The following is a 16053-nucleotide window of genomic DNA, read 5'->3' on the forward strand; positions in this document are numbered from 1 at the left end:
CGACAGGGTTCAGCAGCGGGCTCCGGCCCTCAGGCCTGGGCCGCCTTGCTCGCCTTGGCGGCCAGCTCGTCGGCCTCGTGGGCTTGCAGGGCTGCCAGCGCGGACGCGACGGCTTCGCGGCTGACGCCTTCGGCCAGGCTCACGGGGGCTTCGGCCAAAGGCGCAGCGCCTTCGGTCTTGAAGCGCTTGACCCAGCCCCCGGCCGCGCGGCCTTCGGCAAAGGCCTGACTTTGCAGCAGCAGGTCGCCGTGGGCGGTGGTCAGCTTGAAGTAAAACTGGCCATCGGCCTCGCGGTATTGCTTGAACACGGCCAGCTCGGCCTTGTGAGCCGTGTGCGACTGGGCCTCCACGGCGCCCGAGGCCACCATGCGGCGCAGGCCCACGGCATGGCGCAGCTCTTTCAGGAAAGGGGTGGCGCGGGCACGGGCCTTGTCGGCACCGGCCTGCAGCACGGCTTCGACCTGCTCGGGGTGGGCCACCAAGTGAGCATAGCGCTCACGCATCGGGCCCACATGGACTTCGATCAGCTCGACCAGCCGCTGCTTGGCCTCGCCCCAGGCCAGGCCAGCACGCAGGTCGGCGCGGAAGGCCTCGCGCTGGGCGGCGTCGGCAAAGGCGTCGAACAGGGTGACGAGGTGGGCGCCCTCGGGGTCCTTGGGCTCGCCCGGCAGCTTCGAGTCGGTGACGATGCGGGCCACCGCGTGTTGCAGCGCCTTGGGGCCGCCTTCGAACAAGGGCACGGTGTTGTCGTAGCTCTTGCTCATCTTGCGTCCGTCCAAGCCGGGCAAGGTGGCCACAGCCTCTTCGATTTCGGCCTCGGGCAGCACGAACAGGTCCTTGCCCGCGCCGTAGAGGTGGTTGAAACGCAGGGCCACATCGCGCGCCATCTCGATGTGCTGGATCTGGTCACGGCCCACGGGCACGCGGTGGGCGTTGAACATCAGGATGTCGGCCGCCATCAGGATGGGGTAGCAGTACAACCCCATGTTGATGTTGGCGTCCGGCTCCTCGTCCTTGGCCACGTTGGCGTCCACCGAGGCCTTGTAGGCGTGGGCGCGGTTCATCTGGCCCTTGGCGGTGACGCAGGTCAGCAGCCAGTTCAGCTCGGTGATCTCGGGGATGTCGCTCTGGGCGTAGAAGGTCACGCGCTCGGTGTCCAGGCCGGCGGCCAGCCAGGTGGCGGCAATTTCCAGGCGCGAGCGGGCGATGCGGGCCGGGTCGTCGCACTTGATGAGCGCGTGGTAGTCGGCCAGGAAAAAGAAGCTCTCGACCCCCGGCTCGCGGCTGGCCGCAATGGCCGGACGGATGGCGCCGACGTAGTTGCCCAGGTGAGGGGTACCCGTGGTGGTGATGCCGGTGAGAACGCGTTGGGTCATGGGAGCGCAGACGAAGGACAGGACAAGGGCCAAATTGTAGGATGCCCCCCGCTACACTCTAGGCCGCATGAAAAACATCGTCATCCTGATCTCCGGCCGCGGCTCCAACATGGAAGCCATCGTCAACGCCTGCCAGCGTGAAGGCTGGCCCGCCCGCGTCGCGGCGGTGATCAGCAACAAGGCCTCGGCCAGCGGCCTGCAGTTTGCGGCCAGCCATGGCATCGCCACCGCCGTGGTCGACCACAAGGCCTTTGACAGCCGCGAGGCCTTCGATGCCGAACTGGCCCGCGTGATCGACGGCTACCAGCCCGATGTGGTGGTGCTGGCCGGCTTCATGCGCATTCTCACCGAGGGCTTTGTGCGCCATTACGAAGGCCGCCTGCTCAACATCCACCCCTCGTTGCTGCCGGCTTTCCCGGGCCTGCACACGCACCAGCGCGCCATCGAGGCCGGCTGCAAGCTGGCGGGTGCCACCGTGCACTTCGTGACGCCCGAGCTCGACCACGGCCCCATCGTGCTGCAGGCCGCGGTGCCGGTGCTAGCCGATGACACGGAAGACCGTCTGTCGGCCCGTGTGCTGACGCACGAGCACGTGATCTACCCGCAGGCTGTGCGTTGGGTGGTGGAAGACCAGCTGAGCGTGACCGACGGCGTGGTGCGCCAGCTGCAAGGCGCCACCCAGGTACGCTGGGGCGGCTGAGTGCTGTGACGGCCGGGGCGCCCACCGCCGCATCCTCTGAGGCCATGCATCCGCTGCCGATCCTGTTCTCTTACCGCCGTTGCCCTTATGCCATCCGGGCGCGCCTGGCGCTGTGGCAAGCCGGTGTGACCGTGCAGGTGCACGAAGTGTCGCTGCGCGACAAGCCGGCCGAGCTGCTACGCCTGTCGCCCAAGGGCACGGTGCCCGTGCTGTGGCTGCCCGACGGCACGGTGCTGGAGCAGAGCCTGGACATCATGCGCTGGGCCCTGGCGCAGCACGACCCCGAGGGTTGGCTGCACGCCGCCCCGATGGACGAGATGCTGGCCCTGATCGCCCGCAACGATGGCCCGTTCAAAGCGCTGCTCGACCGCTACAAGTACGCCGAGCGGCATCCGGAACGCTCGGCGGCTGACTGGCGCGACGAGGCCGTGCGCACCCACCTGGCCGATCTGGAAGCCCGGCTGCACAACCGGCCTTGGCTGTTCGGCACCCGCTGCTCGCTGACCGACATGGCCCTGCTGCCCTTTGTGCGCCAGTTTGCCCAGGTCGACCGCGCTTGGTTCGATGCCACCCGGGCCTTGCCTGCCCTGCGTGCCTGGCTGCAACGCGGCTTGGCCCTGCCCCTGTTTGCCACCGTGATGGCCAAGCCGGATCATCGCGCCGCACAAGGCTGATCGCCCCTGGATCGGCCCCGCTCACGCCCCCACCATGTCCATCGACACCCTGAACCGACTGCGCGCAGGCCAACTGGCCGACATCACCCGACTCGACCTGTCGTGCGGCCTGACCGAACTCCCCGACGAGGTGTTCGCCCTGGCCGACACGCTGGAAGTGCTCAACCTCAGCGGCAACCGCCTGCGCGAACTGCCCGACCTGAGCCGCCTGCATCGCCTGCGCGTGCTCTTTTGCTCGGACAACGCGTTCACCCATGTGCCCGAGCACCTGGGCGCCCATCCCAGCCTGCGCATGGTGGGCTTCAAGTCCAACCGCATCCGCCATGTACCCGCCTCGGCCTTGTCCCCCCATTTGCGCTGGCTGATCCTCACGGCCAACGAGATCGAGATCCTGCCCGACACCATCGGCCGATGCACCGGTCTGGAAAAGGTGGCGCTGGCAGGCAACCGTCTGCGCACCCTGCCCGAAAGCATGGCCGCCTGCCGCCAACTGGGTCTGCTGCGGATCTCGGCCAATGCCTTGACCGCCCTGCCTGACTGGCTGCTGACGCTGCCCCGGCTCGCGTGGCTGGCCTATGGCGGCAACCCGTTTGAAGCGACACCCACCTCTGCATCCCAATCCTGGCCGGCCATCCCGTGGTCAGCGTTGACGCTGGGGGCACTGCTGGGCGAAGGTGCCTCCGGCCACATCCATGCGGCCAGCTGGCAGCGCGATGCGACCGCATCGACCGAGCCGGTGGCCGTCAAACTGTTCAAAGGCGCCCTCACCAGCGATGGCCTGCCCGAACAGGAGCTGCAAGCCTGCCTGGCAGCGGGCGCGCACCCGCATCTGATCCCGGTGCATGGCGTGCTGCACGGGCATCCAGACGGTCGGCAAGGATTGGTGATGCCCCAGTTGGATGCCCAGTGGTGCGTGCTGGCCGGACCACCCAGTCTGGACAGCTGCACCCGCGATGTGTACGCGCCCGACGCACGCTGGTCGATGGACACGGCCTGGCAGCTGGCCCACGGCATCGCCGCGGCCACCGCGCATCTGCACGCACGCCGTATCCTGCACGGCGACCTGTATGCCCACAACATCCTGTGGCGCGGCGCCGGTCAGGCTGTGCTGGGTGACTTCGGGGCGGCGTCGGTCTTGCCGAGTGCGGCCGGCCAGGCGCCGATCTCTCACGCGCTGCAACGCCTGGACACGCTCGCGTTCGGGCACCTGCTCGAAGAACTGCTGCAACGCGTCGACGCGGCCGACCGCTCCGACCCGCGCTTCGCCACACTGACGCAGTGGCACGCCCGCTGTGTCGATCCGGACTCGCAGGCCCGCCCTCTGATGCGCGAGGTGGCTCAGGCCACTGTCAAGCCAGCCGGGTCCACATAAGCCTTGCGAAAGGCCTCAAAGTCCAGGGTGTCGGCTGCCTCGATCTGCGCCTGATCGGCCAGCGAGGCTTGCGCTTGCGCACGCCATGCCGCTTGTTCAGCATCCGACAAGGGCTGGGCCAGCACGCTCTGCTTGACCGCTTGCGAACAGGCCAGACCGAAGGCGTCAAACCGCCCGGCGTGCTGCGCCCGGATGGCGTCGAGCACCCGTGCCGACGGCAGCTGCTCGGGTGCCAGGAAATCACGGCGCGCCTGCGCCCAGGCCGTCTGGTAGGCGTCGCCGCCTTGTGCCTGGTCCAGCGCCTCGGCCACGGCCACGCCCTCGTCGAGCAGCGCCAAGCCCCAGTCCTGCAAGCTCACGGGGGTCCCATCACGCATCAGCATCAGGCCGGGCTCACGTCCTCGTGAAGCCGCCAGCAGATGGTTGGCCTGCAGGGTGCGCACCTCTTCCGTGCTGTCGGGCGGACTGTCAGACAACAGTGCGTGCAGCAGGAACACGTCCAGCACACGCGCGGTGTGCGCGTCGATGCCCACGTCCAGGAAGGGATTGAGGTCCATGCAGCGCACCTCCACGTACTCCACGCCGCGCTCGCGCAGGGCATGCAACGGGCGTTCGCCCGAGCGGATCACGCGCTTGGGCCGGATCGTGCTGTAGAACTCGTTTTCGATCTGCAACAGGCTGGTCGCCAGTTGGCGGTAGCCGCCCTGTTCGTCGCGAATGCCGATGGCCTCGTAAGCTGGATATGGCACGGTCATGGCTTCGTGCAGCGAGTTGGCATAGCCTTCCAGGTCGTTGTAGCTCACGCACAGGGCCGACTGCGCATCGCTCTGGTAACCCAGACGCCCCATGCGCAACGAAGTGGCGTGAGGCAGATAGAGCGTGTCGTCGCTCAAGGTGTCCAGCCCGTGAGGCTGCCCTGCCGCAAAGGCCGAGGTCACTGCGGGCGAGGCGCCAAACAGGCACAGCAGCAAGAAGGAATGCCGCCGGAAGTTGCGGATCAGCGCGAAGTAGTCGGCGCTGTCGGTGCCCGGGAACGACCAGTTGTAGTGGATGCCCGAAATTGTCTGCATCCGCGAGCCGTAGCGATGCGACAGCCCCAGGCGGTACACCCGCTTGGCCTGGCCGACGTTCGAGCTGCCGTAGTAGCCGATCGGGATCTCCGCGTCAGGCGGCAGCTGGCCGGGCATGCTCGCGGCCCACATGCACTCGTCGCCCAGCGACTGCAGCACCACACGGTGCACAGCGGTGAGTTCGCTCAGGCAGTCTTCGACCCGGTCGTGCACACCCGTCACCAGTTCCAGCTGCGATTCGCTGAAATCGGTGGTGATGTGCGGATGGGTGAGGGCCGAGCCCAACGCCACGGGGTGCGGCGTGCGCGCCAAAGTACCGTCCGACGCGACGCGCAGGCCTTCCTTCTCGATGCCACGCTTCATGCCACGCAGGCGTGCGGCATCCAGGGTGCGCAAGCGTTGATGCAGGGTCATACCGGGCAAAGTCCTCTCCTCTCGACACAGGTGAGCGCCCGACAAGGTGCTGCACGGGCGCCGATTGTGCGCCAAGCGGCCAACACGTGCATGACAGCCCCAAATGCCCTTTTTGGACCTGCATCAAAGACCGTGTGATCTCACCAGCGCGAGCGATGGTCTTCCGTCACCCCCAGCAGACCCTCGACCGGAATGGCCAGCCCATCGGGTGCGGCACGGACCCAGCCATGGAAGGTGCCCACGGGCTGGATGTAGTCACTGGCCGCGATCCAGACATCGCGCCGCGCCTGACGCGCCCCTTCGGGCCGGAACCGCAGGTCCAGCCTGCCATCGTCGGTGTGGATGTGCCAGGGACTCATGGGCTGAGCCGGGTCGAACTCGAACTGCGCGGCACCCAAGGGCAGCAAGGCCCCATCCAGCCACAGCACATTTTCCTGGTTGCCAAAGTAGCCCTGCTGCAGGTTGAAGCCCAGGCGCCGGTCATGCGCCGACGCCCAGCGCCACGCCGTCTCACGCGCCAGCAGCCCGTTCGAGCTGTCCAGGCTGCCCGTGGCCCCTTGCAATGCATGTCGCTGCCCGTTCAGCTCGAACCAGCCGGTGGCCGGCAGGCCCGGGGACTTCTGTGTGGCATGCCCCAGGCCGCCCTGCACCGGCCCCACCGCCAGCAGAAACGGAGGAGCAAGGCTCAGGTCCAGCTCCACCTGCAGACGCAGCCCCCCTGCCACCACACGAACGGCCAGCGCGTCCGGCGCCACCTCTGGCGCCATAGGACGGATGCACAGCTCAGCGCCCAGGCCCCGAAACCGCGCCTCGCCGCCTTGCACGGGCTGATCGCTCACCCCACCAGACAGCCAGGGCAAACCGTCTTGCGACCAGTCCAGCACCACCTGCCGGCGCTGGCGGTCGAACACATAGACAAAGGCCGACATGGCCCAGCCCAGGTCCACGATGGCCAGCCCGATGAACCAGTGCTCGGCGGCCAGGCCCACGTACTGCCAGCGCTTGTGGTGACATCGGCGCCACCAGGCCGAGCGCTGTTGCGACGCCGCCAGACTCGACCAGTCGATGCGTGGAATGCAGCCGGCATAACGCCCCGTGGCGACCTGGCCCGCGTGCACGACCGACGGCGGCGGTGCGGGCAGATCGGACATGCATGTTGGTGGCGCGGCGCGCGTCCCAGTGCTCATCGTTCCATCCTGTTCATGTGCTTCGGTTCATCTGCGGCGCGGTTCAGTTGCCGCTGCCGACGCCATTGCACCGGGGGCATCCCCGTCCAGCTGCGAAACGCGCGAGTGAAAGCACTTTGTTCAGAGTAGCCCAGCAGCAGCGCGATCTCGGCCACGTCCAGCCGGGCGTTTTTCAGATGGCCTTCGGCCAGGTGGCGGCGAGTGTCATCGAGCAGTTGCTGAAACGAGGTGCCTTGCTCGGCCAGCCGACGCTGCAGGCTGCGCACACTGGTGTGATGGGCCTCGGCCAGGGCTGCCAGGGTGGTACGCCCCTCGCGGATCAAGGGCACCAGGGTGCGGCGCCAGGCATCCACCACCGCCGGCACCCGCGACACCTCGGCCAGCAACGCCTCGGCCTCTCGGTCCAATTGCGCCAGCAGGACCGGGTCCGATTTGCGCAGCGGCAGGCTTAGCACCTCGGCACTGAACACCAGGCGGGTGCATTCGGCCTCAAACCGCACCTCGCCCCCGAAGAAATCGGCATAGGGCTGGACCACCGCGGGGGACGGGTTCACGAAACTCACCTCGCGCACCGGCCAATACCGCCCGGTCATGTCACGGGCCAGTTGCACGAGCGAGGCGATCGCGGTCTCGTCCACCAGCGGCCCCGGTCGCCCACGCGCCACCCCCCACTCCACGGTCACCCCTTTCGGCCCCAGTTGCACCTGGGCAGGGTTGGCGTCATACACCGAGGCGTGAAATCGCTCCAGGCGCTGCAGGGCCTCGCCCAGCGTGGCACACGCCAGCGCCGCATGGCCCAACACCCCAAAATGCCGCGGCCCGATGCCTTCGGCGATGCGCAGCCCCAGGCCGGGCCGCTGCTCCCGCGCGTCCACCCGGGCCAACCAGCGCTGCCAGGTCGACATCGGCACGAAATGAGCCTCGGGATCCGGCGCCTCGCCCAGCACCCGCAGCGGGTCCAGCCCCTGGTGCACCAGGTACTCCTGCAAGAGCTGAACGTAAGACGAGGCAACGCGGGTATCGACCATGGGGCTTTCACAAATCCTGCACGCATCATGCAGCGCGTGGCGACGCCGGACCATCGGGACGAGCCTCATGGCGCCCGCCCCAATTTGGCGTGATCGGTCAAGAAAGGTACGCCACGGCACGGCAAGCTGAACGCCTGTTTGCCACCTGACCACCATGACCGACCTCGCCACCCTGCTTGCCGCCTGGCACATCCAGCTGCCGTTCGTGCTGCCCACCTGGCTCGGCCACTCCGACCTGCGCGAGTGGCTGCTGGTGCTGCTGGCCCCGCTGTTCCTGTTGACGGTGTTGATCGAGTGGCTGCGCTTTCGGCGCCGCGACCGACAGTCCGACCGGCCCGTCTATGCGCTGCGCGATGCGCTCGACAGCCTCAACCTCGGCGGCGTCTACATGCTGCTGGACGTGGTGATCGTGCTCACGCTGGTGCTGCCGGCCATGGCCTTCGTCTACGGCCACCGCCTCACCACCATCGACATCACCCCCTGGACCTTCGCCGCCCTCTTCTTGGGCGTGGAGCTTTGCTATTACGCCTTCCACCGCGCCAGCCACCGCATACGCTGGTTCTGGTGTGCGCACGTGGTGCACCACGCTTCGGAGCACATGAACTTCACCACTGCCATGCGCCAGAGCTGGCTCTACAGCTTTGCGGGCAACTGGCTGTTCTACACCCCGCTGGTGTGGCTGGGCTTCGAACCGCGCTGGGTGCTGTTTGCCCTGTCCATCAACCTGGCCTACCAGTTCTTCGTCCACACCCAGTGGATCGGCAAACTGCCCGCCCCCATCGAGTTCATCTTCAACACGCCCTCGCACCACCGCGCCCACCACGGCCGCAACCCGCGCTACATCGACAAGAACTACGGCGGCACCCTGATCGTGTTCGACCGCCTGTTCGGCACCTTCGTGCCCGAGACCGAAGCGCCCGACTACGGCCTGGTGCGCCAGGTGCACAGCCACAACCCGATCTGGCTGACGATCCACGAGTGGGTGGCCATGCTGCGCGACATGGCACGCCCGGGTCGGTGGCACGAACGACTGAAACACGCGTGGGCGCCCCCCGAATGGGAGCGAACGCGGGATAATCCGCCCCATGCATCCGAACGCCCTTCTCGACCTCACCGCACGGCTCGTCCATGAGGTGCTCAAGCTTGACGCCCCCGCCGACAGCATCGTTTCCTACTTTTTCCGCAGCCACAAGGAGTTGGGGCAGCGCGAGCGCCACGCCCTGGCCGAAACCGCCTACGCGGTGCTGCGCCAGCGCCTGCTGTGGGCCAATCTGGCCCAGTCCGGACATGGCCCCATGGAGCGCCGTCTGGCCATCCTGGCCTGGCAAGGCGAACCGCACGTCCTGAAGAAGGCCATGACGGTCGACGAAGCCACCTGGGTCGCCCGCACCCAGGCGGTCGATCGCGACGCCATGCCCGACAAGCTGCGCCACAACCTGCCCGACTGGCTCTCCAACAGCCTGCGTGCGCAACTGAGCGACGAAGAGTTCTGGGCGCTGGTGGCCACCTTCTCGGCCGGCGCCCCGCTGGACCTGCGTGTCAACGCCGTCAAGGCCAAGCGCGAAGCCGTGATCGAAGCGCTGGCCGCGGCCAACATCATCGCCGAACCCACGCCCTACTCGCCCATCGGCATCCGCATCCAGGGCAAGCCGGCGCTGCAAAAGCTGCCGCTGTACACCGGCGGCGACGTCGAGGTGCAGGACGAAGGCAGCCAGTTGCTGGCCCTGCTCACGGGTGCCAAGCGCGGTGAAATGGTCGTGGACTTCTGCGCCGGCGCCGGTGGCAAGACCCTGGCGCTGGGCGCCATGATGCGCAACACCGGTCGCCTCTACGCCTTTGATGTCTCCGGCCATCGCCTGGAAAACCTCAAGCCGCGTCTGGCCCGCAGCGGCCTGTCGAACGTGTACGCCACGCAGATCGCGCACGAGAACGACGAGCGCATCAAGCGCCTGCGCGGCAAGATCGACCGCGTGCTGGTGGACGCGCCCTGCTCGGGCCTGGGCACCCTGCGCCGCAACCCCGACCTGAAGTGGCGTCAAAGCCCCAAGGCGGTGGAAGAGTTGCAGGTCAAGCAGACCGCCATTTTGAACAGCGCCGCGCGCCTGCTCAAGCCGGGTGGCCGCCTGGTGTACGCCACCTGCAGCCTGATGCCGGCTGAGAACGAAGTGATCGCCAACGCCTTCAGCGAAAGCCACCCGGACTTCGTGCTGCTGAACGCGAAAGAGCAGCTGGAGAAGGCGGGCGTGGCCCAGGCCGACACCCTGGTCACGGAAGCAGGCCACCTGCGCCTGTGGCCACACCGTCACACCACCGACGGCTTTTACGCCGCGGCGTGGGAGCGCAAGGCCTGACGCGTCAGGCCTTGATGCCGGAAAGCCTGATCAGAACAGGCTTTCCTTGATGTAGATGATGTCGGACGGCTGCAGCTTGTCGTTCATGCCCGGCGAGATGATCTTGACTTGGCCGGACTCATCGCGGCGGTGCACCTTGATGCCCCGCTCGGTGCCGCGCAAGGTCAGGCCGCCAGCGGTGGCCAGCGCCTGCAGCACCGTCGTGTCACGCACCAGCACCTGGGCGCCGGGGCGCTGCACTTCGCCGTACACATAGATCTGCGGGGCGCGGTCCACCCAGATGGTGTCACCGTTTTGCAGCTGCATGTCCTCTTCCGTGCCCTGGGACGCAAACACCTTGGGGAAATCGACCTCCATGCGGAAGGCGTCGCCATTGCGGACGCCCGACACCACCACGATGTCGGAACCCGCGCCCGCCACGATGCCGCCTGCCAGTGCCAGCACCTCGCTCAAGCGCGAGTTGCCGGCCTCCAGCGGATAGCGGCCCGGACGGTTGACCTGCCCCAGCACCGACACCTGGTTGGCCTTGACGGCGATCACCAGGATGGACACCTGGGGTTTCTTGAGGAAATTGCCGTCTTTCAGACCGGTGGCGATCTTCTTTTCAGCATCGGCCACAGTGAGCCCACCGATCTCCACGCTGCCCAGCAGCGGGAAGGTGATGACCCCACCTTCAGGGATGCGGGTCTCGACCAGCAAATCCGCGTTCTGGTACACCGTCACCCGGATCTGGTCGCCCGGGCCGAGCACATAGGCGTTGCTCTCTTGCGCCCAGGCACCCAGGCTCACGGCCATCAGCAGCGTGGCCATCAGCCACTTCAGCACATCACGCATTCTCGTCATCGCTCGGTCCTCACATCAACAGGTCGGGCCGGCCCTGTGTGGGCCACCCTCATGCGCCTCAATGTAGCAGTGGCAATTGGATGAAAACGCGTCAGAAGCCCGCGGACACCATGAGTCGGGGCTCTCGCTTTCCCTGATGTGCCGACCGCGCGGCCCCTCAGGCCAGGCTCATGTTGGTGCGGTCCAGATAGGCGTTCACCTCATGGCCCGGCATCGGCCGAGAAATCAGGAAGCCTTGCACGTCGCCACAGCCCAGCGCGCGCAGCATCACGAGCTGCTCGGCCGTCTCCACACCTTCGGCCGTGATGTCCAGGCGCAGGGCCTGCGCCAGTGTGATGATGGCGGTGACCACCGCCTGGGCGTCCTGATCGCTGTCGAGCGAGCGCACGAACATGCCGTCGATCTTGAGCTTGTCCAGCGGGAAGCGCCGCAGATAGGCCAGTGAGGAATAGCCGGTGCCGAAATCGTCCATCGCCACGCGCACACCGCGCGCACGCAGGGCCATCAGCGTGGCCTGTGCGCCGTCGTGGTCCTCGATCAGGGCCGACTCGGTGATCTCCAGCTCCAGGCGCTCGGGTGCCAGGCCGCTTTGGTACAGGGCCTCGTCCACCAGATCGAGCACCGACGAGCTGCGGAACTGCACCGCCGAAAGGTTGACCGCCACGCGCAGGTTCTCGGGCCACTTGGCGGCGGCCAGGCAGGCCTCACGCAGCACCCAGTTGCCCAGGGGCACGATCTGGCCGGTTTCCTCGGCCACGGGAATGAACTCGCCCGGGCCGATCAGACCCCGCTCGGAATGCTGCCAGCGCACCAGGGCCTCAAAGCCGATGACCTCGCCGCTCTCCAGATGCATCTGCGGCTGGTAGTAAAGCTGGAACTGCTCGGCCGCCAGGGCCTGCCCCAGCTCGCTTTGCAGTCGCACCCGCGCCCGCGCACTGTCGGCCAAGCCGATGTCGAAGAAACGGAAGGTGTTGCGCCCCGCAGCCTTGGCGGCGTACAGCGCCAGGTCGGCACACTGCAGCAGCGACTGCGGATCGCGCCCATCGCGCGGGGCCAGGGCCACGCCGACGCTGGCGCGCACCTCCACCAGCACGTCATCGAGCTGGATGGGCTCGTTGAGCAGGTTGAGCAGGCGCTCGGCCAGCGCCCCGGATTTCTTGGGGCTGGTGTAGCGCCAGGTCAGCAGGGCGAACTCGTCGCCGCCCAGGCGGGCCAGCAAGTCGCCTTCGGCCAAGATGGTCTTGAGCCGCCCGCCCACCCGGCGCAGCAGCTGGTCGCCCACGCTGTGGCCCAGCGTATCGTTGATGTGCTTGAAATTGTCCAGATCCAGAAACAGCAGCGCACAGGGCCGTGGCTCGGCGTCGGGGGCGGCCTTGAGTCGCTCCAGCTCGGTGCTGAAGCGGTGGCGGTTGGCCAGGCCCGTGAGCGCGTCGTAATTGGCCAGGCGGGCCAGTTCGTCACGCGCCTGACGGGTGTGGGTGATGTCGGAGCCGACACCGCGCCAGCCCGCCGCCCGTCCCTTGTCGTCGAACAGGGGCTTGGCCGAGAGCGACCACCAGTGGATGTCGTGCGCCACCTCGACCGGGATTTCCAGGTCACGGAAGGGCTGACCCATGCGCAGGCAGGTGGTGAGCCGGTGCAGGGCCTCGGCTGCCTCTTCGTCGTCGGGCGGCACCATCAGGGCCAGCAGCTCGGTGAACGATTGCTGCAGCAGCTGTTTGGGCGGCAGACCGAAGGACTCGGCCAGGCGGCCCGAGACATGGCGCAGGTGACCGGTGGGTGAAACCTCCCACAGCCAGTCGGAGGCGTGCTCTTCGAAATCGCGCAGAAGCAGGTCGATCAGCTGCTTTTGACGGTCGGTTTCGGCCTCGGCCCGCAGGCGGCTGACGAACACCTTGCCGCTGGAGTAGCTCACGGCGCACATGATCACGGCGTAGACGACCAGCAGCAGCAGCAGGGTGCGGTTGTCGGCCACACCGGATCGCGCCAGGCCCACGATGCTGGCGGTGGAGAGGGTCAACACATAGGCCCACGCCACCGGCACCATGGGGCTGAGCAGGAAAGCCCCGCCGCAGATGGTGCCCACCACGACGGCGGCAATCAGCAAAGAGCCTGCGTGATCGGCTCCGGGAAACACCAGGGCGGGGAGCACCGCCCACAAGGCGGCAAACCACACAACCTGGACCACGATGAGCTGGGCCGCCCCCCGCGAGGCCACCGGGCGGGGCGCTGACTTGATCAGGCGCCGCCACCACACGGCGGCCACCGGCAAGGACAGCACCACCGCAAAGCACCACAAGGCGAGGATCAGGTGCGGCAGCCGGCCCCAGAACACCCAAGAGATGCCCATGACGTTGACGGCGTTGCCCGCCGTGACCAGGGGCAGCATGCGCAGCAGGGCCTTGATCTGACGGGCCCGGAAATGCGCCGCCAGCGGCCCATCGACCGCCTCGTCGGGCACCACGTCATGGCGCCACTGCGCCCAGCCTTTTGGCCCATGCTGCTTACCGGAATCGTGCGCTTGGTACATCCCTGCCATTCGTGCCCAATACAGGCCTTCAGCCTAACCCGATATAGCCACACTTCGCGGTTCGCGAGGCTGGCAAATGCGATTTCAGCACGGGATTTTCGGGAAATCCTCGGCCCTCCCCCCCAAGTCAGGTCAGGTGCAGACCCTTGTCCGCCGGGCAGGGGCTGACAGATGTCGTACCATCATCGCCCCCTCCGCGTGAAATAGACGATCATGAGTTCTGATAAGCCCTTGTCCGACGCCGAACAGTCCCTGCGCGACGCCGCCAACGAATACCACCGCCTGCCGACCCGCGGCAAGATCTCGGTGACGCCCACCAAGCCGCTGTCCAACCAGCGTGACCTGGCCCTGGCTTACTCGCCCGGCGTGGCCTATCCCTGCCTGGCCATCGAGCAGGATCCGGGCAAGGCCTTCGACTACACCTCGCGCGGCAACCTGGTCGCCGTGATCACCAACGGCACGGCCGTGCTGGGCCTGGGCGACATCGGTCCGCTGGCCTCCAAGCCGGTGATGGAAGGCAAGGGCTGCCTGTTCAAGAAGTTTGCCGGCGTCGACGTGTTCGACATCGAACTGGCCGAGCGCGATCCGGACAAGCTCATCGAGATCATCGCCGCGCTGGAGCCCACGCTGGGCGGCATCAACCTCGAAGACATCAAGGCGCCCGAGTGCTTCTACATCGAGAAGGAACTCAGCGCCCGCATGAACATCCCCGTCTTCCACGACGACCAGCACGGCACGGCCATCATCTCGAGCGCCGCCCTGCTCAACGGTCTGGAACTGGTGGGCAAGCAGATTGACCAGGTGAAGGTGGCCGTCTCCGGCGCCGGGGCCGCGGCGATTGCCTGCCTGGACGTGATGGTGGGCCTGGGCGTCAAGCGCGAAAACATCTTCGTGTGCGACTCCAAGGGCGTGATCCACCACGAGCGCACCGACAAGCTTGACGTCTCCAAGCAGCGTTACCAGCAGACCACCACGGCCCGCACGCTGGCCGATGCGGTCGATGGCGCCGACGTGTTCCTAGGCTGCTCGGCCCCTGGCGTGCTGACGGCCGAGATGGTCAAGACCATGACCGACAAGCCGCTGATCCTGGCGCTGGCCAACCCCGAGCCGGAGATCCGTCCGGAGGTGGCCAAGGCCGCCCGCCCGGATTGCATCATCGCCACCGGCCGCTCCGACTACCCGAACCAGGTCAACAACGTCCTGTGCTTCCCCTACATCTTCCGTGGCGCGCTCGACTGCGGCGCCACCAAGATCACCGAAGCCATGAAGCTGGCCTGCGTGCGCCAGATCGCCGACCTGGCCAAGGCCGAGATCTCGGACGAAGTGGCCGCCGCCTACCCGGGCGTCGAGCTGCGCTTCGGCCCGGACTATCTGATCCCCACGCCGTTTGACTCGCGTCTGATCCTGCGCATTGCCCCGGCCGTGGCCGAGGCCGCCGCCGCCTCGGGCGTGGCCACCCGCCCGATCACCGACCTGAAGGCCTACCGCGACTCGCTGACCCAGTTCGTGACCAACACGGGCCTGTTCATGCGTCCGCTGTTCCTGGGTGCCAAGGCCGCGCCCAAGCGCATCGCCTACGCAGAGGGCGAGGAAGAGCGCGTGCTGCGCGCCGCCCAGATCGCCGTGGACGAAGGCATCGCCAAGCCCATCCTGGTGGGTCGCCCCGACATCATCCTGGCCCGCATCGAACGCGCCGGCCTGCGCCTGGCACCCGGCGTCAACTGCGAGATCGTCAACCCCGCCAAGGACGAGCGCTTCAAGCAGTACTACGAGACCTATCACAAGCTCAAGGCGCGGGACGGCATCTCGCCCGACCTGGCCAAGGTGGTGGTGCGCCGCTCCAACTCGCTGATCGCCACGCTGATGGTCAAGATGGGCGATGCCGACGGCATGATCTGTGGCGTCATCGGCCGCTACGACTTCCATCTGGAACACATCCGCGACGTGATCGGTGTGCGCGATGGCGCCCATGGTCTGGCCGCCCTGAATGCGCTGATCCTGGACAACCACAACCTGTTCATCGCCGACACCTTCGTCAACGAAGACCCGACGGCCGAACAGCTGGCCGACATCGCCGCGATGGCGGTGGAAGAGGTGCAGCGCTTTGGCCTGCCCCCGCGCGTGGCCTTCCTGTCGCACTCGATGTTCGGCTCCAGCAGCCGTCCGTCGGCGCGCAAGATGCGCGAAGCGCGTGACATCTTCGTGGCCCGCATGCCCCACATCCCCGCCGATGGCGAGATGCAGGGCGACGCGGCGCTGAGCGAGGCGGTGCGCAGCAAGCTGTTGCCGGAGTCGACGCTCGATGGCAGCGCCAACATCCTCATCTGCCCGAACCTGGATGCGGCCAACATCCTGTTCAACGTGCTGAAAATGACCGGCGGCAATGGCATCACGGTGGGCCCGATCCTGCTGGGTGCCGCGGCGCCGGTGCACATCCTCAACCCGTCGGCCACGGTGCGCCGCATCGTGAACATGACGGCGGTGGCCGTGGCGCACGGCACGAAGTAA

12 protein-coding genes are annotated in these 16053 nt (G+C 67.3%); 6 read left to right on the forward strand and 6 right to left on the reverse strand.

The genetic code is table 11. From position 1 onward, the window contains the following. Window positions 1-29: 29 nt before the first annotated feature. The gene (locus AC3WW4_RS15295; RefSeq protein ID WP_488829312.1) at window positions 30-1376 is read right to left on the reverse strand and encodes a tryptophan--tRNA ligase; all 1347 of its coding nucleotides are present in this window, start codon (window positions 1374-1376) and stop codon (window positions 30-32) included. 67 nt (window positions 1377-1443) lie between these two features. Here AC3WW4_RS15295 and purN point away from each other — a divergent pair, with 67 nt between their 5' ends. The 3 genes from purN to AC3WW4_RS15310 are packed head-to-tail and all read left to right on the forward strand — an operon-like array spanning window position 1444 to window position 4122. Further along, complete coding sequence (purN, locus tag AC3WW4_RS15300; protein WP_488829313.1) at window positions 1444-2076, forward strand: phosphoribosylglycinamide formyltransferase; 633 nt, start codon at window positions 1444-1446, stop codon at window positions 2074-2076. Window positions 2077-2120: 44 nt separating this feature from the next. Continuing rightward, window positions 2121-2750, forward strand: a complete 630-nt coding sequence (locus AC3WW4_RS15305; protein WP_488829314.1) for a glutathione S-transferase — start codon at window positions 2121-2123, stop codon at window positions 2748-2750. A 34-nt stretch (window positions 2751-2784) separates the two neighbouring features. Continuing rightward, window positions 2785-4122 carry a leucine-rich repeat-containing protein kinase family protein gene (locus AC3WW4_RS15310; protein WP_488829315.1) on the forward strand — a complete coding sequence of 446 codons (1338 nt, stop codon included), beginning with the start codon at window positions 2785-2787 and terminating at the stop codon, window positions 4120-4122. On the opposite strand, the gene gshA is transcribed toward AC3WW4_RS15310, so the two are convergent. From gshA to AC3WW4_RS15325, 3 genes are all read right to left on the reverse strand, one after another. Next, window positions 4089-5606 (reverse strand): glutamate--cysteine ligase, encoded by a 1518-nt coding sequence (gene gshA / locus AC3WW4_RS15315; RefSeq protein WP_488829316.1) that lies wholly within the window; start codon window positions 5604-5606, stop codon window positions 4089-4091. The two genes, AC3WW4_RS15310 and gshA, sit on opposite strands and share 34 nt — an antisense overlap. 140 nt (window positions 5607-5746) lie before the next feature. Next, on the reverse strand, window positions 5747-6793 hold the full coding sequence (locus tag AC3WW4_RS15320; protein WP_488829317.1) for a DUF2804 domain-containing protein: 1047 nt from the start codon (window positions 6791-6793) through the stop codon (window positions 5747-5749). Next, window positions 6790-7821 (reverse strand): AraC family transcriptional regulator, encoded by a 1032-nt coding sequence (locus tag AC3WW4_RS15325; protein ID WP_488829318.1) that lies wholly within the window; start codon window positions 7819-7821, stop codon window positions 6790-6792. The genes AC3WW4_RS15320 and AC3WW4_RS15325 overlap by 4 nt, the downstream gene beginning before the upstream one ends. 154 nt (window positions 7822-7975) lie before the next feature. Here AC3WW4_RS15325 and AC3WW4_RS15330 point away from each other — a divergent pair, with 154 nt between their 5' ends. Next, window positions 7976-8953 (forward strand): sterol desaturase family protein, encoded by a 978-nt coding sequence (locus AC3WW4_RS15330; protein ID WP_488829319.1) that lies wholly within the window; start codon window positions 7976-7978, stop codon window positions 8951-8953. Continuing rightward, a complete protein-coding gene (locus tag AC3WW4_RS15335) occupies window positions 8907-10172 on the forward strand; it encodes an RsmB/NOP family class I SAM-dependent RNA methyltransferase (RefSeq protein WP_488829320.1) in 1266 nt (421 codons plus the stop codon). Before AC3WW4_RS15330 ends, AC3WW4_RS15335 begins: the two co-directional genes overlap by 47 nt. 30 nt (window positions 10173-10202) lie before the next feature. Here the strand turns inward: AC3WW4_RS15335 and epsE are convergent, their stop codons facing one another. Both epsE and AC3WW4_RS15345 read right to left on the reverse strand, forming a co-directional pair. Then, window positions 10203-11015, reverse strand: a complete 813-nt coding sequence (epsE, locus tag AC3WW4_RS15340; RefSeq protein ID WP_488829321.1) for a polysaccharide export protein EpsE — start codon at window positions 11013-11015, stop codon at window positions 10203-10205. 157 nt (window positions 11016-11172) lie between these two features. Beyond that, window positions 11173-13545 carry a putative bifunctional diguanylate cyclase/phosphodiesterase gene (locus AC3WW4_RS15345; RefSeq protein ID WP_488829322.1) on the reverse strand — a complete coding sequence of 791 codons (2373 nt, stop codon included), beginning with the start codon at window positions 13543-13545 and terminating at the stop codon, window positions 11173-11175. 213 nt (window positions 13546-13758) lie between these two features. Between AC3WW4_RS15345 and AC3WW4_RS15350 the strand changes: the two genes are divergently transcribed. Further along, window positions 13759-16053, forward strand: coding sequence for an NADP-dependent malic enzyme (locus AC3WW4_RS15350; RefSeq protein ID WP_488829323.1), 2295 nt, complete (start codon window positions 13759-13761; stop codon window positions 16051-16053).

It is taken from the genome of Aquabacterium sp. TM01, from assembly GCF_057808345.1.